The organism is Pseudomonas fluorescens, from assembly GCF_000802965.1.
Taxonomy (GTDB): Bacteria; Pseudomonadota; Gammaproteobacteria; order Pseudomonadales; family Pseudomonadaceae; genus Aquipseudomonas; species Aquipseudomonas fluorescens_A.
Map to the genome: position 1 here is coordinate 72068 of NZ_JSAK01000031.1, position 13628 is coordinate 85695.

The 13628-nt window shown below is 59.2% G+C and carries 14 protein-coding genes; 7 read left to right on the forward strand and 7 right to left on the reverse strand.

The genetic code is table 11. From position 1 onward, the window contains the following. Positions 1-19 precede the first annotated feature (19 nt). The 3 genes from yghU to NL64_RS23625 form a co-directional block, all read right to left on the reverse strand. Positions 20-859 carry a glutathione-dependent disulfide-bond oxidoreductase gene (gene yghU / locus NL64_RS23615; protein ID WP_034150477.1) on the reverse strand — a complete coding sequence of 280 codons (840 nt, stop codon included), beginning with the start codon at positions 857-859 and terminating at the stop codon, positions 20-22. A gap of 59 nt (positions 860-918) precedes the next feature. Continuing rightward, complete coding sequence (locus NL64_RS23620; protein ID WP_034150478.1) at positions 919-1221, reverse strand: DUF1330 domain-containing protein; 303 nt, start codon at positions 1219-1221, stop codon at positions 919-921. Between the two features lie 107 nt (positions 1222-1328). Beyond that, positions 1329-1997 (reverse strand): type 1 glutamine amidotransferase domain-containing protein, encoded by a 669-nt coding sequence (locus tag NL64_RS23625; RefSeq protein WP_034150479.1) that lies wholly within the window; start codon positions 1995-1997, stop codon positions 1329-1331. Positions 1998-2145: 148 nt separating this feature from the next. Here NL64_RS23625 and NL64_RS23630 point away from each other — a divergent pair, with 148 nt between their 5' ends. From NL64_RS23630 to NL64_RS23655, 6 genes are all read left to right on the forward strand, one after another. Beyond that, positions 2146-3069, forward strand: a complete 924-nt coding sequence (locus tag NL64_RS23630; RefSeq protein WP_034150480.1) for a LysR family transcriptional regulator — start codon at positions 2146-2148, stop codon at positions 3067-3069. A gap of 275 nt (positions 3070-3344) precedes the next feature. Continuing rightward, a complete protein-coding gene (locus tag NL64_RS23635; protein WP_034150481.1) occupies positions 3345-3974 on the forward strand; it encodes a glutathione S-transferase family protein in 630 nt (209 codons plus the stop codon). A gap of 208 nt (positions 3975-4182) precedes the next feature. Further along, the gene (locus tag NL64_RS23640; RefSeq protein ID WP_034150482.1) at positions 4183-5103 is read left to right on the forward strand and encodes a LysR family transcriptional regulator; all 921 of its coding nucleotides are present in this window, start codon (positions 4183-4185) and stop codon (positions 5101-5103) included. Beyond that, positions 5103-6014, forward strand: a complete 912-nt coding sequence (locus NL64_RS23645; protein ID WP_034150483.1) for a LysR family transcriptional regulator — start codon at positions 5103-5105, stop codon at positions 6012-6014. The genes NL64_RS23640 and NL64_RS23645 overlap by 1 nt, the downstream gene beginning before the upstream one ends. Before the next feature lie 242 nt (positions 6015-6256). Continuing rightward, on the forward strand, positions 6257-8329 hold the full coding sequence (locus tag NL64_RS23650) for a 2Fe-2S iron-sulfur cluster-binding protein (protein WP_034150484.1): 2073 nt from the start codon (positions 6257-6259) through the stop codon (positions 8327-8329). Positions 8330-8360: 31 nt separating this feature from the next. Beyond that, a complete protein-coding gene (locus NL64_RS23655; protein WP_034150485.1) occupies positions 8361-8990 on the forward strand; it encodes a dihydrofolate reductase family protein in 630 nt (209 codons plus the stop codon). Between the two features lie 69 nt (positions 8991-9059). Here NL64_RS23655 and NL64_RS23660 read toward each other — a convergent pair whose 3' ends face one another. Together NL64_RS23660 and NL64_RS23665 are read right to left on the reverse strand one after the other, a co-directional pair. Further along, a complete protein-coding gene (locus NL64_RS23660) occupies positions 9060-10127 on the reverse strand; it encodes an alpha/beta fold hydrolase (RefSeq protein WP_034150486.1) in 1068 nt (355 codons plus the stop codon). Positions 10128-10324: 197 nt separating this feature from the next. Further along, entirely contained in the window at positions 10325-11536 is a 1212-nt protein-coding gene (locus NL64_RS23665) for an MFS transporter (RefSeq protein WP_034150487.1), read from the reverse strand. Between the two features lie 118 nt (positions 11537-11654). On the opposite strand from NL64_RS23665, the gene NL64_RS23670 reads away from it, so the two are divergent. Further along, positions 11655-12428 carry an AraC family transcriptional regulator gene (locus NL64_RS23670; protein ID WP_253277108.1) on the forward strand — a complete coding sequence of 258 codons (774 nt, stop codon included), beginning with the start codon at positions 11655-11657 and terminating at the stop codon, positions 12426-12428. A gap of 10 nt (positions 12429-12438) precedes the next feature. On the opposite strand, the gene arsH is transcribed toward NL64_RS23670, so the two are convergent. Together arsH and NL64_RS23680 are read right to left on the reverse strand one after the other, a co-directional pair. Then, complete coding sequence (gene arsH, locus NL64_RS23675) at positions 12439-13131, reverse strand: arsenical resistance protein ArsH (RefSeq protein WP_034150488.1); 693 nt, start codon at positions 13129-13131, stop codon at positions 12439-12441. A gap of 11 nt (positions 13132-13142) precedes the next feature. Continuing rightward, positions 13143-13613: an arsenate reductase ArsC gene (locus NL64_RS23680; protein ID WP_034150489.1), complete on the reverse strand. Its 471-nt coding sequence runs from the start codon at positions 13611-13613 to the stop codon at positions 13143-13145. Positions 13614-13628 lie beyond the last annotated feature (15 nt).

Genomic DNA, 13628 nt, shown 5'->3' on the forward strand with positions numbered 1-13628 from the left:
AGCCGGACGTATGCGTTGATCAGCCTAAGTCGTCCGCATGATGCCGTTCCGGCACCTGGCTTTCCTCATCGCCCCACGTCCGGTTGACGCGCTGGCCACGGATGACCGCAGGCCGTTTGGCGATTTCTTCCGCCCAGCGCTGCACGTGGGAGTATTGGTGGGCCGATAGAAACTCGGCAGCCGAATACACGTTGTCTCGCACCAATTGGCCGTACCAGGGCCAAACCGCGATATCGGCGATGGTGTAATTTTCACCGGCCAGGTAAGGGCTTTCAGCCAGGAGGCGGTCGAGGACGTCCAGCTGCCGCTTGGTTTCCATCGTAAAACGGTCGATCGGGTATTCGAGTTTCTCCGGTGCGTAGGCGTAGAAATGCCCGAAGCCGCCGCCCAGGTAGGGCGCCGAACCCATCTGCCAGAACAGCCAGTTCAGGGTTTCGGTGCGTCCTGCGAGATCGGTGGGCAGGAAGGCGCCGAATTTTTCTGCCAGGTAGAGCAGGATCGAACCGGATTCGAAGACACGGATCGGTGGCTCCACGCTGCGGTCCAGCAGCGCCGGGATCTTCGAGTTCGGGTTGATCTCGACAAAACCACTGGAGAACTGATCACCTTCGCCGATGCGGATCAGCCAGGCATCGTACTCGGCGTCGCTATGCCCACGCGCCAGCAGTTCCTCCAGGAGGATGGTCACCTTCACGCCATTGGGCGTGGCCAGTGAATACAACTGCAATGGATGCTTGCCGATTGGCAGTGTCTTTTCATGGGTCGGACCGGCAACAGGGCGGTTGATGCTGGCGAATTGGCCACCGGATGGAGCGTTGTTTTTCCAGACCTTGGGAGGAACATAAGACGCTTTGCTCACGAGATCGACCTCATAATGTGATTACTGAGATGGCGCAGAATGCTTGCGTGCGTTGGACGTTATGCCGGTGTGACATCGCTGCCTTCAACCAGCAACATCCGGTACTGCGCGCCCTTCATGCGATGCAGTCGCGCCTCCTGATAGGCAGGGCTGTTGTACCACGCGCGCGCGGCGGCCATGTCGGGAAAACGCAGGATCGCGACGCCTTCCGCCGCCGAGCCTTCCAGCACTTCGAGCTGGCCATAGAAGGCGAGGCGGGTGATGTCGTGGCCCGTTCGGGCGGCTGGCGCCTTCTGCGCGTACTGCTGCATTTCTGCTTCGTTGGTAGTCGTTTCGCGGATGAAAATAACATAAGCGGACATGCTTAAAACCTCAGTGTTTGTACAGGTTTGTCTCTGACTTTTCGAGACTGAAGACCCGGCCAGATGCCTTCGAACAGCGATCTGGTCGGGCTCGCCCATGACGATGATTAGCGCAGCGCCTCGATAATCGCTTTTGCCAGCGGGCCGCCCGAAGCCGGGTTCTGGCCAGTCAGCAGGCGGCCGTCGACCACGACCTTTTCCTGCCACACATCGGCCGACGAATACTCGGCACCCTCGGCGCGCAGGGCATCTTCCAGATTGAACGGCACATCTGCCTGTGCGTAGCCAGACTCTTCATCATTGGAGAACGAGGTCAGCTTGCGTCCGCGGATCAATGGGCTGCCATCTTCCTGTTTGACGCCAAGGAATGCCGCCGGGCCATGGCAGACAGCTGCCACGATTTTGCCGCCGTTCCAGGCACGTTCGACAGCACGTTTCACGTCCGGGTCTTTGGCGATATCCACCATCGGACCGAGGCCACCCGGGAAGAAAATGGCGTCGTAGTCGAGCACATCCACTTCCGATAACTTGCGGCTGTTAGCCATGCGGCGGATCGCCAGGCTGTTGCGGAAGGCGAGCTGCGAAGGATCGCTTTCATCGTAGCCATCTTCCGGCGGTGTACCGCCCAGTGGCGAGGCGTATTCCACCGCTACGCCTGCTTCGGCGAAGACCTCGTAAGGGTGGGCGACTTCAGGGAAGAAGTAGCCAGTGCGGCGGTGGTTGGGGCCGATTTCGGCAGCGTTGGTCAGAATGAACAGTACGTGTTTGATGCTCATGGCGAACTCCTTGACGAGGGATTGGGCAGAACCTTTTGGTTGGCCTAACTTTGCGTCAAGGTCAGTTATTCGAGAAATTTACTTACGCTATTTTAGATATTCATCTGGCATTATGACTGCTGCATCGTTAACCAACGCGTGAGCACTTATGCGATACGACCTCAATCTCTTGCCGGTTTTCATTGCGCTCATGGAGGAACGCAGCGTCACCCGCGCCGCGCTGCGTCTAGGCATCACACAGCCTGCGCTGTCGAACGCATTGAATCGGCTACGCGATACGTTACGAGATCCTCTGTTTATCCGTGAACGTTACGGCATCAAACCGACCCAGTTCGCCGAAGAGATTGCGCCTGTGATTATCGAGACGCTCGGCAGGCTCGATGAAGTTCTGGTTGGCCGGCAGCACTTCGATCCGGCCACGGCTACCCGGCAGTTCAACGTTGCTGCCAACAGTTACGTCGAGATCGTGCTCATGCCGAGCATCATCGCCAAGCTTGGACATTTAGCGCCCGGGATCAAGATGTCCCTGACGCCGTTCGGCAATGATCTGGTGGAAACGGGGGTGATCTCGGGAACGACTGACATGGTGCTGGGCCGCATCATCGATCCGCCCGACAATTTGATCCTTCAGCATTTGATGGACGATGGCCTGGCTTGCGTCGTGCGCATCGACCATCCGGAAATCGCAAACAGCCTGTCGCGGGAGCAATACGAGCAGCTGCGCCATGTCAATGTTCAACCACCGGGTCGACTCAGGGCAGGGGTGTTTCAGGCGCTTGAACGGCAGGGGCTGCGGCGCGAGCTGGCTATTTCCGTTACCCACTTTCTGGCGGTACCGGAAATCATCGCGGTCACCGATTACTGCGCGACGCTGCCTCGACTGATCTGCAACCAGATCGCCAGGGATCCACGGCTGAAAGTGGTGCAGGCCCCCGTCGATCTCGGCACTTTTCCGGTGGAGATCGCTTGGCATGTGCGTTATCGAAATGATCCAGCCCACCAATGGTTTCGGCAGTTGCTGGTTGAAACAGCAGCGCAATTGACCGGTAAAGACCAAGATCAGCACGCGTGAACTCACCCTGCCGACACACGCATCCCCTGTAGGAGCTGCCGAAGGCTGCGATCTTTTGATCTTGATCTACCCCGCCCATAGCGGAACAGCACACAGATCAAAGTCAAAAGATCGCAGCCTTCGGCAGCTCCTACAGGGGGACCGGTTTCGCTGACTGTTCCACCAGATGAAATGCTGGATTGTAAAAGCTGGTAATACCGCTGTTCCGGACGGGAGTAGAAGATAGGCCATCGACGCGACTACCGGGTCGAACCGTCCAATAATCGGAGTACGTCATGTCCCAGCAAGCAATCAAACTTTATCGTCACCCGCTGTCCGGTCACTCGCATCGGGTCGAATTGATGCTGTCCCTGCTTGGCCTGCCTACCGAACTGGTCTTTGTGGATCTGATGAAAGGCGCACACAAGACGCCTGAATTCCTCGCGCTCAACCGCTTTGGCCAAGTGCCGGTGATCGATGACAACGGCACCGTGTTGGCGGACTCGAACGGGATTCTGACTTACCTCGCTGCCAAATATGGCGATGGCCAATGGTTGCCGAGCGATCCGGAAGCGCAAGCCAGCGTCCAGCGCTGGCTCTCGGTGGCCGCGGGCCAGATCAATTCGGGACCCGCCAGGGCTCGACTGATCACCGTATTCGGTGCCGGTTATAACGCTGAAGAGGCCATCAGTAACGCCCATGGCTTGCTCAAGGTCATGGAGCATGAGTTGGGGGAAAGCCAATTTCTGGCCGGTGAAAAACCGACCATTGCCGATGTCGCGGCTTACACGTACGTGTCCCATGCCCCTGAGGGCAATGTTGCACTGACTGATTATCCCAATGTCCGTGCCTGGCTCGGCCGCATTGAAGCGTTGCCGCGTTTTGTCGGCATGCAACGTACCGCGACAGGCTTGCAACAAGCCTGATTCGATCCGCTGGAGCTTGTCGAAAACACGTTCGACAAGTTCCAGTCCTTCGGTTTTCCCCGCCGTTTTCTCACAAATCGCATTCGCCTGTTCCGAAGTCGGTCGGGCGTGCGTGCGAAATTCGCAATAGCCAACAATACTGGCCAATGCTGCTGCGCGCGGAAGCGTTCAGGGGCTTCGCCATTTCTTTACCCAGAAAGGCTCGTCAATGGATCGATTTCAGGAAATGCAGATTTTCATGGCCGTCGCCGAGGAGGAGGGTTTTGCCGCCGCCGCCCGCCGCCTGAACATCTCGCCGCCAAGCGTGACGCGGGCCATTGCCGGGATGGAGGAGCGGATCGGCACCCAGTTACTGTCGCGTACCACCCGCAGCTTGCATCTGACCGAAGCCGGCCAACGTTATCTGGAAGATTGCCGGCGTATTCTCGGCGAAGTGGAGGAAGCGGAGGAGGCCGCCGCCGGCAGTTATTCGATCCCCTGCGGGCATTTGACGGTGACGGCGCCGGTGTTGTTTGGCGAGTTGTTCATCGCGCCACTGCTGGCGGAATATCTGGATCGGTTTCCGTCCGTGCACGTCAATGCGTTGCTGGTCGACCGCGTGGTGAGCATGGCAGACGAAGGCATTGATGTGCCGATACGCATCGGCCATCTGTACGAGAACAGTCAGCACGCCGTCAAGGTAGGAGAAGTGCGTCAGGTGATATGCGCGGCCCCTGCTTATTTTGAGCGGTACGGCAGACCACAGCATCCTGGGGATTTGAGCGCAGCAAACATTGTCATGTCGTCCGCCAGCCACCTGCTGAGCGATTGGCAATTTGTAAAGGATGGCAATGCCTTGAGCTTGCGCGTTAACCCGCGCCTGGTAGTGACCGCGAATCAGGCGGCGATCAATATTGCTTGCCTGGGCTGGGGGATCACTCGGGTGTTGTCCTATCAGGTGGCAGGCCACGTCGCCGATGGCGGGTTGGAAGTGGTGCTCCAGGCCTTCGAACCTCCAGCGCTGCCCATTCAGGTGGTGTATCAAAAGAACCAACGAGTACCCGCCAAAGTGCGAACTTTCGTCGACTTCCTCGCAGAGCGATTGGCACAGGACACGGCGCTTAAACCAGCCGTCAAGAGCACAGCCTGATGGATCGTTTCCATGAGATGCAGATGTTCGTTGCGCTATCGGAACGCCCCAGCCTTGCATCGGCAGCCCGTCGTCTCGGTGTATCCGGCCCGGCGGTGGTGCGCGCCATCGCCCGGCTGGAAGCGCGCCTGGGTGTCGCGCTTTTGCAGCGCAGCACGCGCGGGGTCGCGCTGACGCACGCGGGTGCTGCGTTTATGACGGATTGCTCGCGCATCCTCAAGGGCGTTGAAGAGGCGGAAGCTTCCGCCAAGGGTCTGCACGTCGAGGCTCAAGGAAACCTGAAGGTGCTGCTGCCGTTGCAGTTCAGCGGTGATGTGATGACGCCGTTGCTGGCCAGTTACATGGAGGCGTATCCCGAAGTCAGGGTGTTCGCCCATTACCACGATCGTTTTCCAAACATGAACGAAGAGGGGCTGGACGTGGCAGTGCTGATCGGCCAATTGCCCAGCTCATCCTTGGTTGCACGGCCGGTTGGTCATGTACGCTCGATCGTTTGCAGCAGCCCCGAATATCTTGCCACTCACGGCGAGCCGAGCGTACCGACGGATCTCAAACATCATCGCCTGGTTGCCACACAAGCCTGGCGCGACAGTATTCAGTGGGACTTTCAAATGGAGGGTGAGCTGACCGCCATCAAGGCGCCCGCGCGGGTCAGTTGTGCAACGGTCCAGGCGGCCATTGACGCTACTGCCCACGGCGCCGGGCTGACCCGTTGTTCGAGTTATCCGTTGTACGACTATCTGAACAGCGGACGATTGCGTCGGGTCCTGCAACCGTTTGAGTTGCCGGCGCTACCGGTGCAGGTGGTGTACCGCGAAGGACGCAAGGCTTCGATGCGGGTACGCAGCTTTGTTGACCATGTCGTTAACGGCCTGCGCGAGCATCCGGCCATGCGACCGGATGCCAGTTGAGCCAATGCAACGCGTGCTCGATCAGGGCGTGGCAGTGCTCCAGGCATCATCAAACAGGCTCCGACAGTCGACGGCATTTCAGCGAGTGAAACAGTGGATTGTGTTTTTTGGTAGTTCTCTCCCGTGCCGTTAAAGGGGAGCATCTGCTTTCGCAATATATTGATGGTTACGCCGCAGGATCCGACGCCACAACGATGAGTCGGCGAGTGAAGTGCACCTGTTTACGACGCCTAGAGGTGATCATGAATCAGACGGACGAGACCGGCACATCGCCTTGGCATGCGGGCGAGCGGCAATTGCAGGAAACAATCGGCGTTGCCGATCGCATGGAAATAAACGGGCGCCGGGTCGTACGCGACTACATGCCCGACCAGCATCGATTGTTTTACAGCCAGCTGCCTTATCTGGTGTTGGGCGCCGTCGATGAACGAGGCACGCCCTGGGCGACCCTGATAGAAGGCCCGCCCGGTTTTGCCCATTCCCCCGATCCGCGAATATTGCAACTCGATCGTCTGCCCGCCGAAGGTGATCCGGTCACGCCCGCGCTGACAGAAGGGGCTGCCGTAGGCATTCTCGGCATCGATCTGAAGACCCGCAGGCGCAATCGCATGAACGGCAACATCAGCCGCGCTTTCCCTGGCGGTTGCGCCGTTTCGGTGGTGCACAGTTTCGGCAACTGTCCGCAATATATCCAGCTGCGCAGCGTGGAGCCCGTCAGCCTCGGGCACGCTTCGGCAGCCACTCAGGCCGAGCATCTCGACCAACTCGATGAGGCCGCCAGGGCGACGATCAGCAAGGCCGACACCTTCTTTATCGCCAGTTACCTGGACCTGGACGGAGATCCCGCGCAACGCGCAGTGGACGTCTCGCACCGGGGCGGCAATGCAGGTTTCGTCAGGATTGAAGGCAACGTGCTGAAGATTCCAGACTTCGCCGGCAACCTGCATTTTAATACCCTGGGTAATTTGTTGCTCAATCCCCGGGCGGGATTGCTGTTCGTCGATTTCGAATCAGGCGATGTACTTCAGGTCGCCGGCCGCACCGAGATCATTCTCGACGGCCCCGAGATCGCTGCATTTCAGGGCGCAGAACGGCTCTGGACGTTGACGGTGGACCAAGTGATTCGACGTCCCGCGACGTTGGCGTTGCGTTGGCAGTTTGAAGGCTTCTCGCCCAACAGTCTGATGACGGGTAGCTGGGAACAGGCCGATGGCCGCTTGCAGGCCGACGCCTTGCGCGACCAATGGCGACAGTTGCGGGTGACCCGCATTGTTGATGAAAGCAGCACGATTCGCTCGTTTTACCTGGAACCCGACGATGGCGCCGGTTTGCCGCGCTTCGAGGCAGGGCAACACTTGCCAGTGCGCATTTGCGTCGCTGAAGGGGAGGCTCCGCTGGTCAGGACCTACAGTGTGTCGAGCGCACCGTCCGACAGTTTTTTTCGCATCAGCGTCAAGCGTGACGGGCTCGTTTCGGCGCATTTGCATCGGCGTATTCAAGTCGGGGATTTGATTGAGGCGCGTGCTCCTCAGGGACGCTTCACGGTGCAGGCCGATGAGCGTCGACCGCTGGTGCTGTTGGCCGCCGGTGTTGGCGTAACACCCTTGCTCTCGATGTTGCGCGAAGTGATTTATGAAGGAGAACGCATCCGCCGGACGCGCCCTACCTGGTTCATTCAGAGCGCACGCAGTTTGGCCGAACTGGGGTTTCGAGATGAGCTGTACGAACTGGCGACCCGCGCCAAAGAAAAAATTCGTGCGTTACGCCTGCTGAGCCAACCCGAGGAACACGCCAGCGAAGGTGAAGACTTCGAGTTGGCGGGACGCATCGACATCGCTCTGCTGAAGTCGTTGCTGCCGCTGGACGATTACGACTTTTACCTGTGTGGTCCCGGGCCATTTACCCAAGCGCTTTACGACAGCCTGCGTGAGTTGCGCATTGGCGATGATCGCATTCATGCGGAAACCTTCGGCCCATCGACGCTGGTACGCCAGCGCGACCAACTGACGCCTGCGGTGGAGCAGGTGCCGGCGGCCAGCAGCCCGGTCAAAGTGTTGTTCGCCGCATCATCCAAAGAGGCGCGTTGGGAACCGGGCGCCGGGAGTTTGCTGGAGCTGGCTGAAAGCCGTGGCCTGAATCCGGACTTCAGTTGTCGCGGTGGATCGTGCGGCACCTGCCGTACCCGGCTGGTCAGCGGGCAAGTGCATTATCTGAACCTGCCCGCGGAAATGCCGGCAGAAGGCGAGGTGCTGATTTGTTGTGCGGTGCCTGCACAAACCAAGGAGGGCGATGCGCCCTTGGTGCTTGAGTTGTGAGTCGCTCAACGGAACGGATCAGGAGAAGAAAATGCGCAAGCTCATCGTTGCCGCCTTCATCAGCCTCGATGGCGTCATCCAGGCGCCCGGCGGGCCTGATGAAGATACCAGCGGCGAATTCCGTTTCGGTGGCTGGATCGTGCCTTACTCGGACGAGTCCTCCGGTCAGGCGATAAAGGACTTGTTCTCGCAGCCGTTCGAGTTGCTGCTGGGTCGTCGCACCTACGACATATTCGCGGCGTACTGGCCGCGGATAAAGACCGAATCACATAACTACATCGCTGATCTGTTCAACAGTGTCCCCAAGCACGTGGTCACCCATCATCCCGATACCCTTGATTGGCACAACAGTCATGGGTTGCAGGGAAACCTCGTCGACGCGATACACGCGCTCAAGCAACAGCTTGGCGCTCACCTGTTGACCCAGGGCAGCGGAGAACTGGTGAGGCAATTGCTTGCCGCCGGGTTGGTGGATGAGCTTCGGTTGATGACTTTTCCTGTTGTACTCGGGCAAGGCAAGCGCCTGTTCGATGACAACGTACAAGCGTCCGCCTTCACGTTGGAACGTTCGACCAGCACGCCACAAGGTGTGCTGATCTCCCGCTACGTGCGCAGCGGCGAGGTGCGCACGGGATCGTTCACCGAAGCTGAACCCCAATAAGCGCACAAAAAAAACGGCTCGTTGGTTAAACGAGCCGTCTGTGTGAACGCGCTTATCGCGGGACGCTACTCAAAGGTGATCGGCATCAATCACCGCTTTGGCGAACGCCTGCGGATCTTCCTGCGGCAGGTTGTGGCCGATGCCGCCGTTGATCAGCCGGAACTCGTACTTGCCGGTAAAGCGTTTGGCGTAATCCTCCGGGTTCGGGTGCGGTGCGCCATTGGCATCGCCTTCAAGGGTGATGGTCGGCACGCTGATCGAAGGCGCCGTCGCCAGTTTCTGCTCCAGCGCCTCGTATCGGGATTCGCCTTGCACCAGGCCCAGGCGCCATCGGTAGTTGAACACGGTGATGTCGACATGGTCGGGGTTTTCCAGGGCCTTGGCGCTGCGGTCGAACGTGGCGTCATCGAAGGCCCATTTCGGCGAGGCCAGTTGCCAGATCAACTTGGCGAAGTCGTGGGTGTTTTTCTCGTACCCGGCGCGACCTCGGTCGGTGGCGAAGTAGAACTGATACCACCACTGCAATTCAGCTTTCGGTGGCAGCGGGTTCTTGCCAGCCGCCTGATTACCGATCAGATAGCCGCTGACCGAAACCAGCGCCTTGACCCGTTCCGGCCACAGCGCCGAGACGATGTCGGCGGAACGCGCGCCCCAATCGTAGCCACCCAGCACGGCCTGTTTGATCTTCAGCGCATCCATGAAGTCGATGACGTCACTGGCCAGCGCGGCGGGTTGACCATTACGTACGGTTTTCTCGGACAGGAAATGCGTGTCGCCATAGCCGCGTGCATAGGGCATCAGCACGCGATAACCCTTGGCCGCCAGCAACGGTGCGACTTCGTCATAGCTGTGAATGTCGTACGGCCAGCCGTGCAGAAGAATCACCACCGGGCCATCGGCCGGACCTGTTTCGGCGTACGCCACGTCCAGCAGGCCCGCGTTGACATGCTTGAGCGGGCCGAACGGAGAGGGCGCCGAATAGGAGACGCCGGCATTGGTCGCCGCTGGCTGTGCGGCTGCGGTCGATTGAGCGTGGGCCGCACCGATCACGCCGAACAGGGTGAGCGCGAGGAGTGAAGAACCGACCAGACCGCGGCGAGTTTTGCCGGTGTTGTCCTTGTGCATTGCCATCTTCATGGGGATGTCTCCGTTGCATGTCATGGGTCAGGGGCTCTGGCTGGATCCCCTTCAAACCTTGCCTGCATTTGAACGCGGGGACGTATCTGGCGTGTGTCGAATTGCACGGCCAGACGCAAGCCGATGTATCGGGGTGTCGCCCGGATACACTGTGATACACAGAGTCATTCTGCGCCTCTCGTGTCTTGAACAGAGCCTCACACCCCTTTGGTAGACGGTAGCAAGATTGTCAGTATCCCCAGCAGTGGCAGATAGGAGCAAAGGTTGTACACGTACTCGATGCCGTGAATATCCGCCAGATGCCCGAGCAAGGCGGCGCCAATGCCGCCAAAGCCGAACATCAGACCGAAGAACACGCCGGCGATCATGCCGACGTTGCCCGGCACCAGTTCCTGGGCGAAAACCACGATGGCGGAGAACGCCGACGCCAGAACAAAACCGATGACCATGCTCAGCACACCCGTCCAGAACAGATCGACGTAGGGCAACGCCAAGGTGAAAGGTGCTGCGCCGAGGATGGAGAACCAGATCACCTTCTTGCGACCGATCTTGTCACCGATAGGGCCGCCAAAGAACGTGCCTGCGGCGACAGAGCCAAGAAACAGAAACAGGTACAGCTGAGAACTGGCGACCGACAGGTCAAACTTCTCGATCAAATAGAAGGTGAAGTAGCTGGTGAAGCTGGTCATGTAGAAGTATTTGGAGAAGACCAACAGTGCCAGCACCACCAGCGCAAAGGTCACTCGCCCTTTAGACAGTCCATGGGTGGCCTTGCTGCCCTGCTTCAGCTTGAACAGGTTCAAGTGCTGGCGATACCAACGGCTGAGACCGAACAGAACCAGGATGGCGAATGCCGCAAACAGACCGAACCAGGCGACGTTGCCCTGTCCGTAAGGAATGATGATCGCCGCCGCCAGTAACGGACCAAAGGCACTACCGGCGTTGCCACCGACCTGGAACGTCGACTGTGCGAGGCCGTAGCGACCACCCGATGCCAGGCGGGCAACCCGGGAAGTTTCCGGGTGAAAGGTTGAGGAACCAATGCCGATCAGCGCCGAGGCCACGAGGATCGCCGGGAAGGAACCGACGAAGGCCAGCATCAAAATGCCAATCAGCGTACACACCATGCCCGCTGGCAGCAGCCACGGTTTGGGGTGACGGTCGGTGTGATAACCGATCCATGGTTGTAGCAGCGAGGCGGTGAGCTGGAAGGTCAGCGTGATCAGTCCAACCTGGGTGAACGTCAGGCCGTAGTTGGCCTTGAGCATCGGGTAAATCGACGGCAGGACGGCCTGGATCAGGTCGTTGATCAGGTGCGCCAGAGCGCAAGCGCCGATCACACGCATGACCAAGGGGCTTGCCTGGCTGGCAACTGAAGCGCTGGCTGAAGCGGTAGTGCTGGTGGACATCGCAGATCATCCGGACGGGTGAAAAAAGGGCTGGGCATGAGTACAGGTCGCTATGCTAGATTTCAGCAAATTGCCTGTCTCACGCGATCCGGGCGACAACTATCGTAAAAAGGGAATCATCATCAAACCGTTGCAAGAATTTCTGCTCGAGATGGACGAAGTGGCCTGGGCGGTGTGCAGCAGCGCTACCGACTACCCGGAAAACTGGTTCATCGAGCCTCACTCCCATGCCAAACATCAGTTGATCTACGCGATTGAAGGCGTGATGGTCGTGCATTCGGGGCTGAGCCAGTGGACTGTTCCGCCCAGCCGCGGGATATGGATGCCCAGCGGCCACGTGCACTCGATTCGCTGTGTTGGTGCGTTGAAGATGCGCAGCGTTTTCGTGCGCCCGGACCAGTTTCCGCAGCTCCCGGGCGAAACCCGGGCGGTGAGCATCTCGGCGCTGCTGAGCGAGCTGATCAAGACCTCAGTGACCATCGCCGCGCCGATCGATGCCGATACCCGTGAAGCCAGGATCCTGCGCTTGATCGTCGACGAACTGACCCTCTTGCCGACCTTGCCTCTGCACCTGCCGCAACCGGCTGATCCGCGTATCGGCGCGATTTGTGCGACCTTGCAAACCGATCCGGGTGACGGTTCAACGCTGGCGGACTGGAGCGCCCGGCTGAACCTTGATGAGAAGACCATCCAGCGCCTGTTCCACAAGGAAACAGGCATGACGTTCGGCCAGTGGCGTCAACAAGCCCGGCTGCTGTTGGCGCTGGAGCGCATTGCAGTAGGGGAGAAAATCATCGATGTTGCCGGAGCCTTGGGTTACGACAGCCCCAGCGCCTTCACGACCATGTTCAAAAAGCAGTTCGGGAAGACGCCCAGTCATTTTTTCAAGTGATCACTGTCCTTCAAATCGACCCTTGATTGACACGCTTGGTCAGCTCTTCAGCCGACTCCTTGCGTTCCGAATAACGGTCGACCAGATCCGGGCGATCGCGCAGCAACAGTGTGAACTTCACCAGCTCCTCCATGACGTCCACAACACGGTCGTAAAGCGAAGAGGGTTTCATGCGATTGCCTTCGTCAAATTCCAGAAAGGCTTTCGGCACGGAAGATTGATTGGGGATGGTGAACATCCGCATCCAGCGTCCCAGAACACGCAGCTGATTCACCACGTTGAACGATTGCGAGCCGCCGCTGACCTGCATGACGGCGAGCGTCTTGCCTTGTGTCGGACGAACCGCGCCCAACGCCAGCGGTACCCAGTCAATCTGGGCCTTGAATACGGCAGACATCGAACCGTGACGCTCGGGTGAACACCAGACCTGTCCTTCGGACCATTGCATCAGCTCCAGCAGTTCCTGGACTTTCGGGTGATCGCCGGGAGCGTCATCGGGAAGTGGCAGGCCTGACGGGTTGAAGATCCGTGTCTCGGCACCGAAGTGTTCGAGCAAGCGCGCGGCTTCTTCGACCAGCAGTCGACTGAAGGAGCGTGCGCGGGTCGACCCGTACAGCAACAGAATGCGTGGCTTGTGTTGGCTGTCGTCAGTGGCGATGGGCTGAGTCAGCGAGGTGTCGAGATTGGGCAATGGAGTGGTCATGGGGGCTCCCGTTATAGCGTGCCGATGCGGTCGAGTTCGCGCTTCAGTGCATCACGATCGAGTTGGCTGAAGGGCAGGGTGAGGAAGGCCCGGCAGCGTGTTTCGATGCGTGCCAGGGTTGCGTGAAAGGCTGCGGCGACAACTGCCTCATCTCCCTTCACCTCGGATGGATCTTCCAGTCCCCAATGGGCTTTCAAGGCAGGCCCGAAGTATACCGGGCACGCCTCGCCAGCAGCCTTGTCGCAGACAGTGATGACAATGTCCGGCGGGTTGGCTTCGAAGGCGTCGTTGCCTTTGCTGCTTAAACCGTCAATTGCTATCCCGGCCTCCTGCAGCGTCGTCAGGCTGCGCGGCAGAACCTGGCCTTTGGGGAAGCTGCCAGCGCTGATCGCCTGGAAGCCTTGCGGTGCGAGATGGTTGAACATCGCTTCGGACAGAATGCTGCGACAGCTATTGGCGGTACACATGAACAGGACGCGCATGGCGACTCCTCTTTC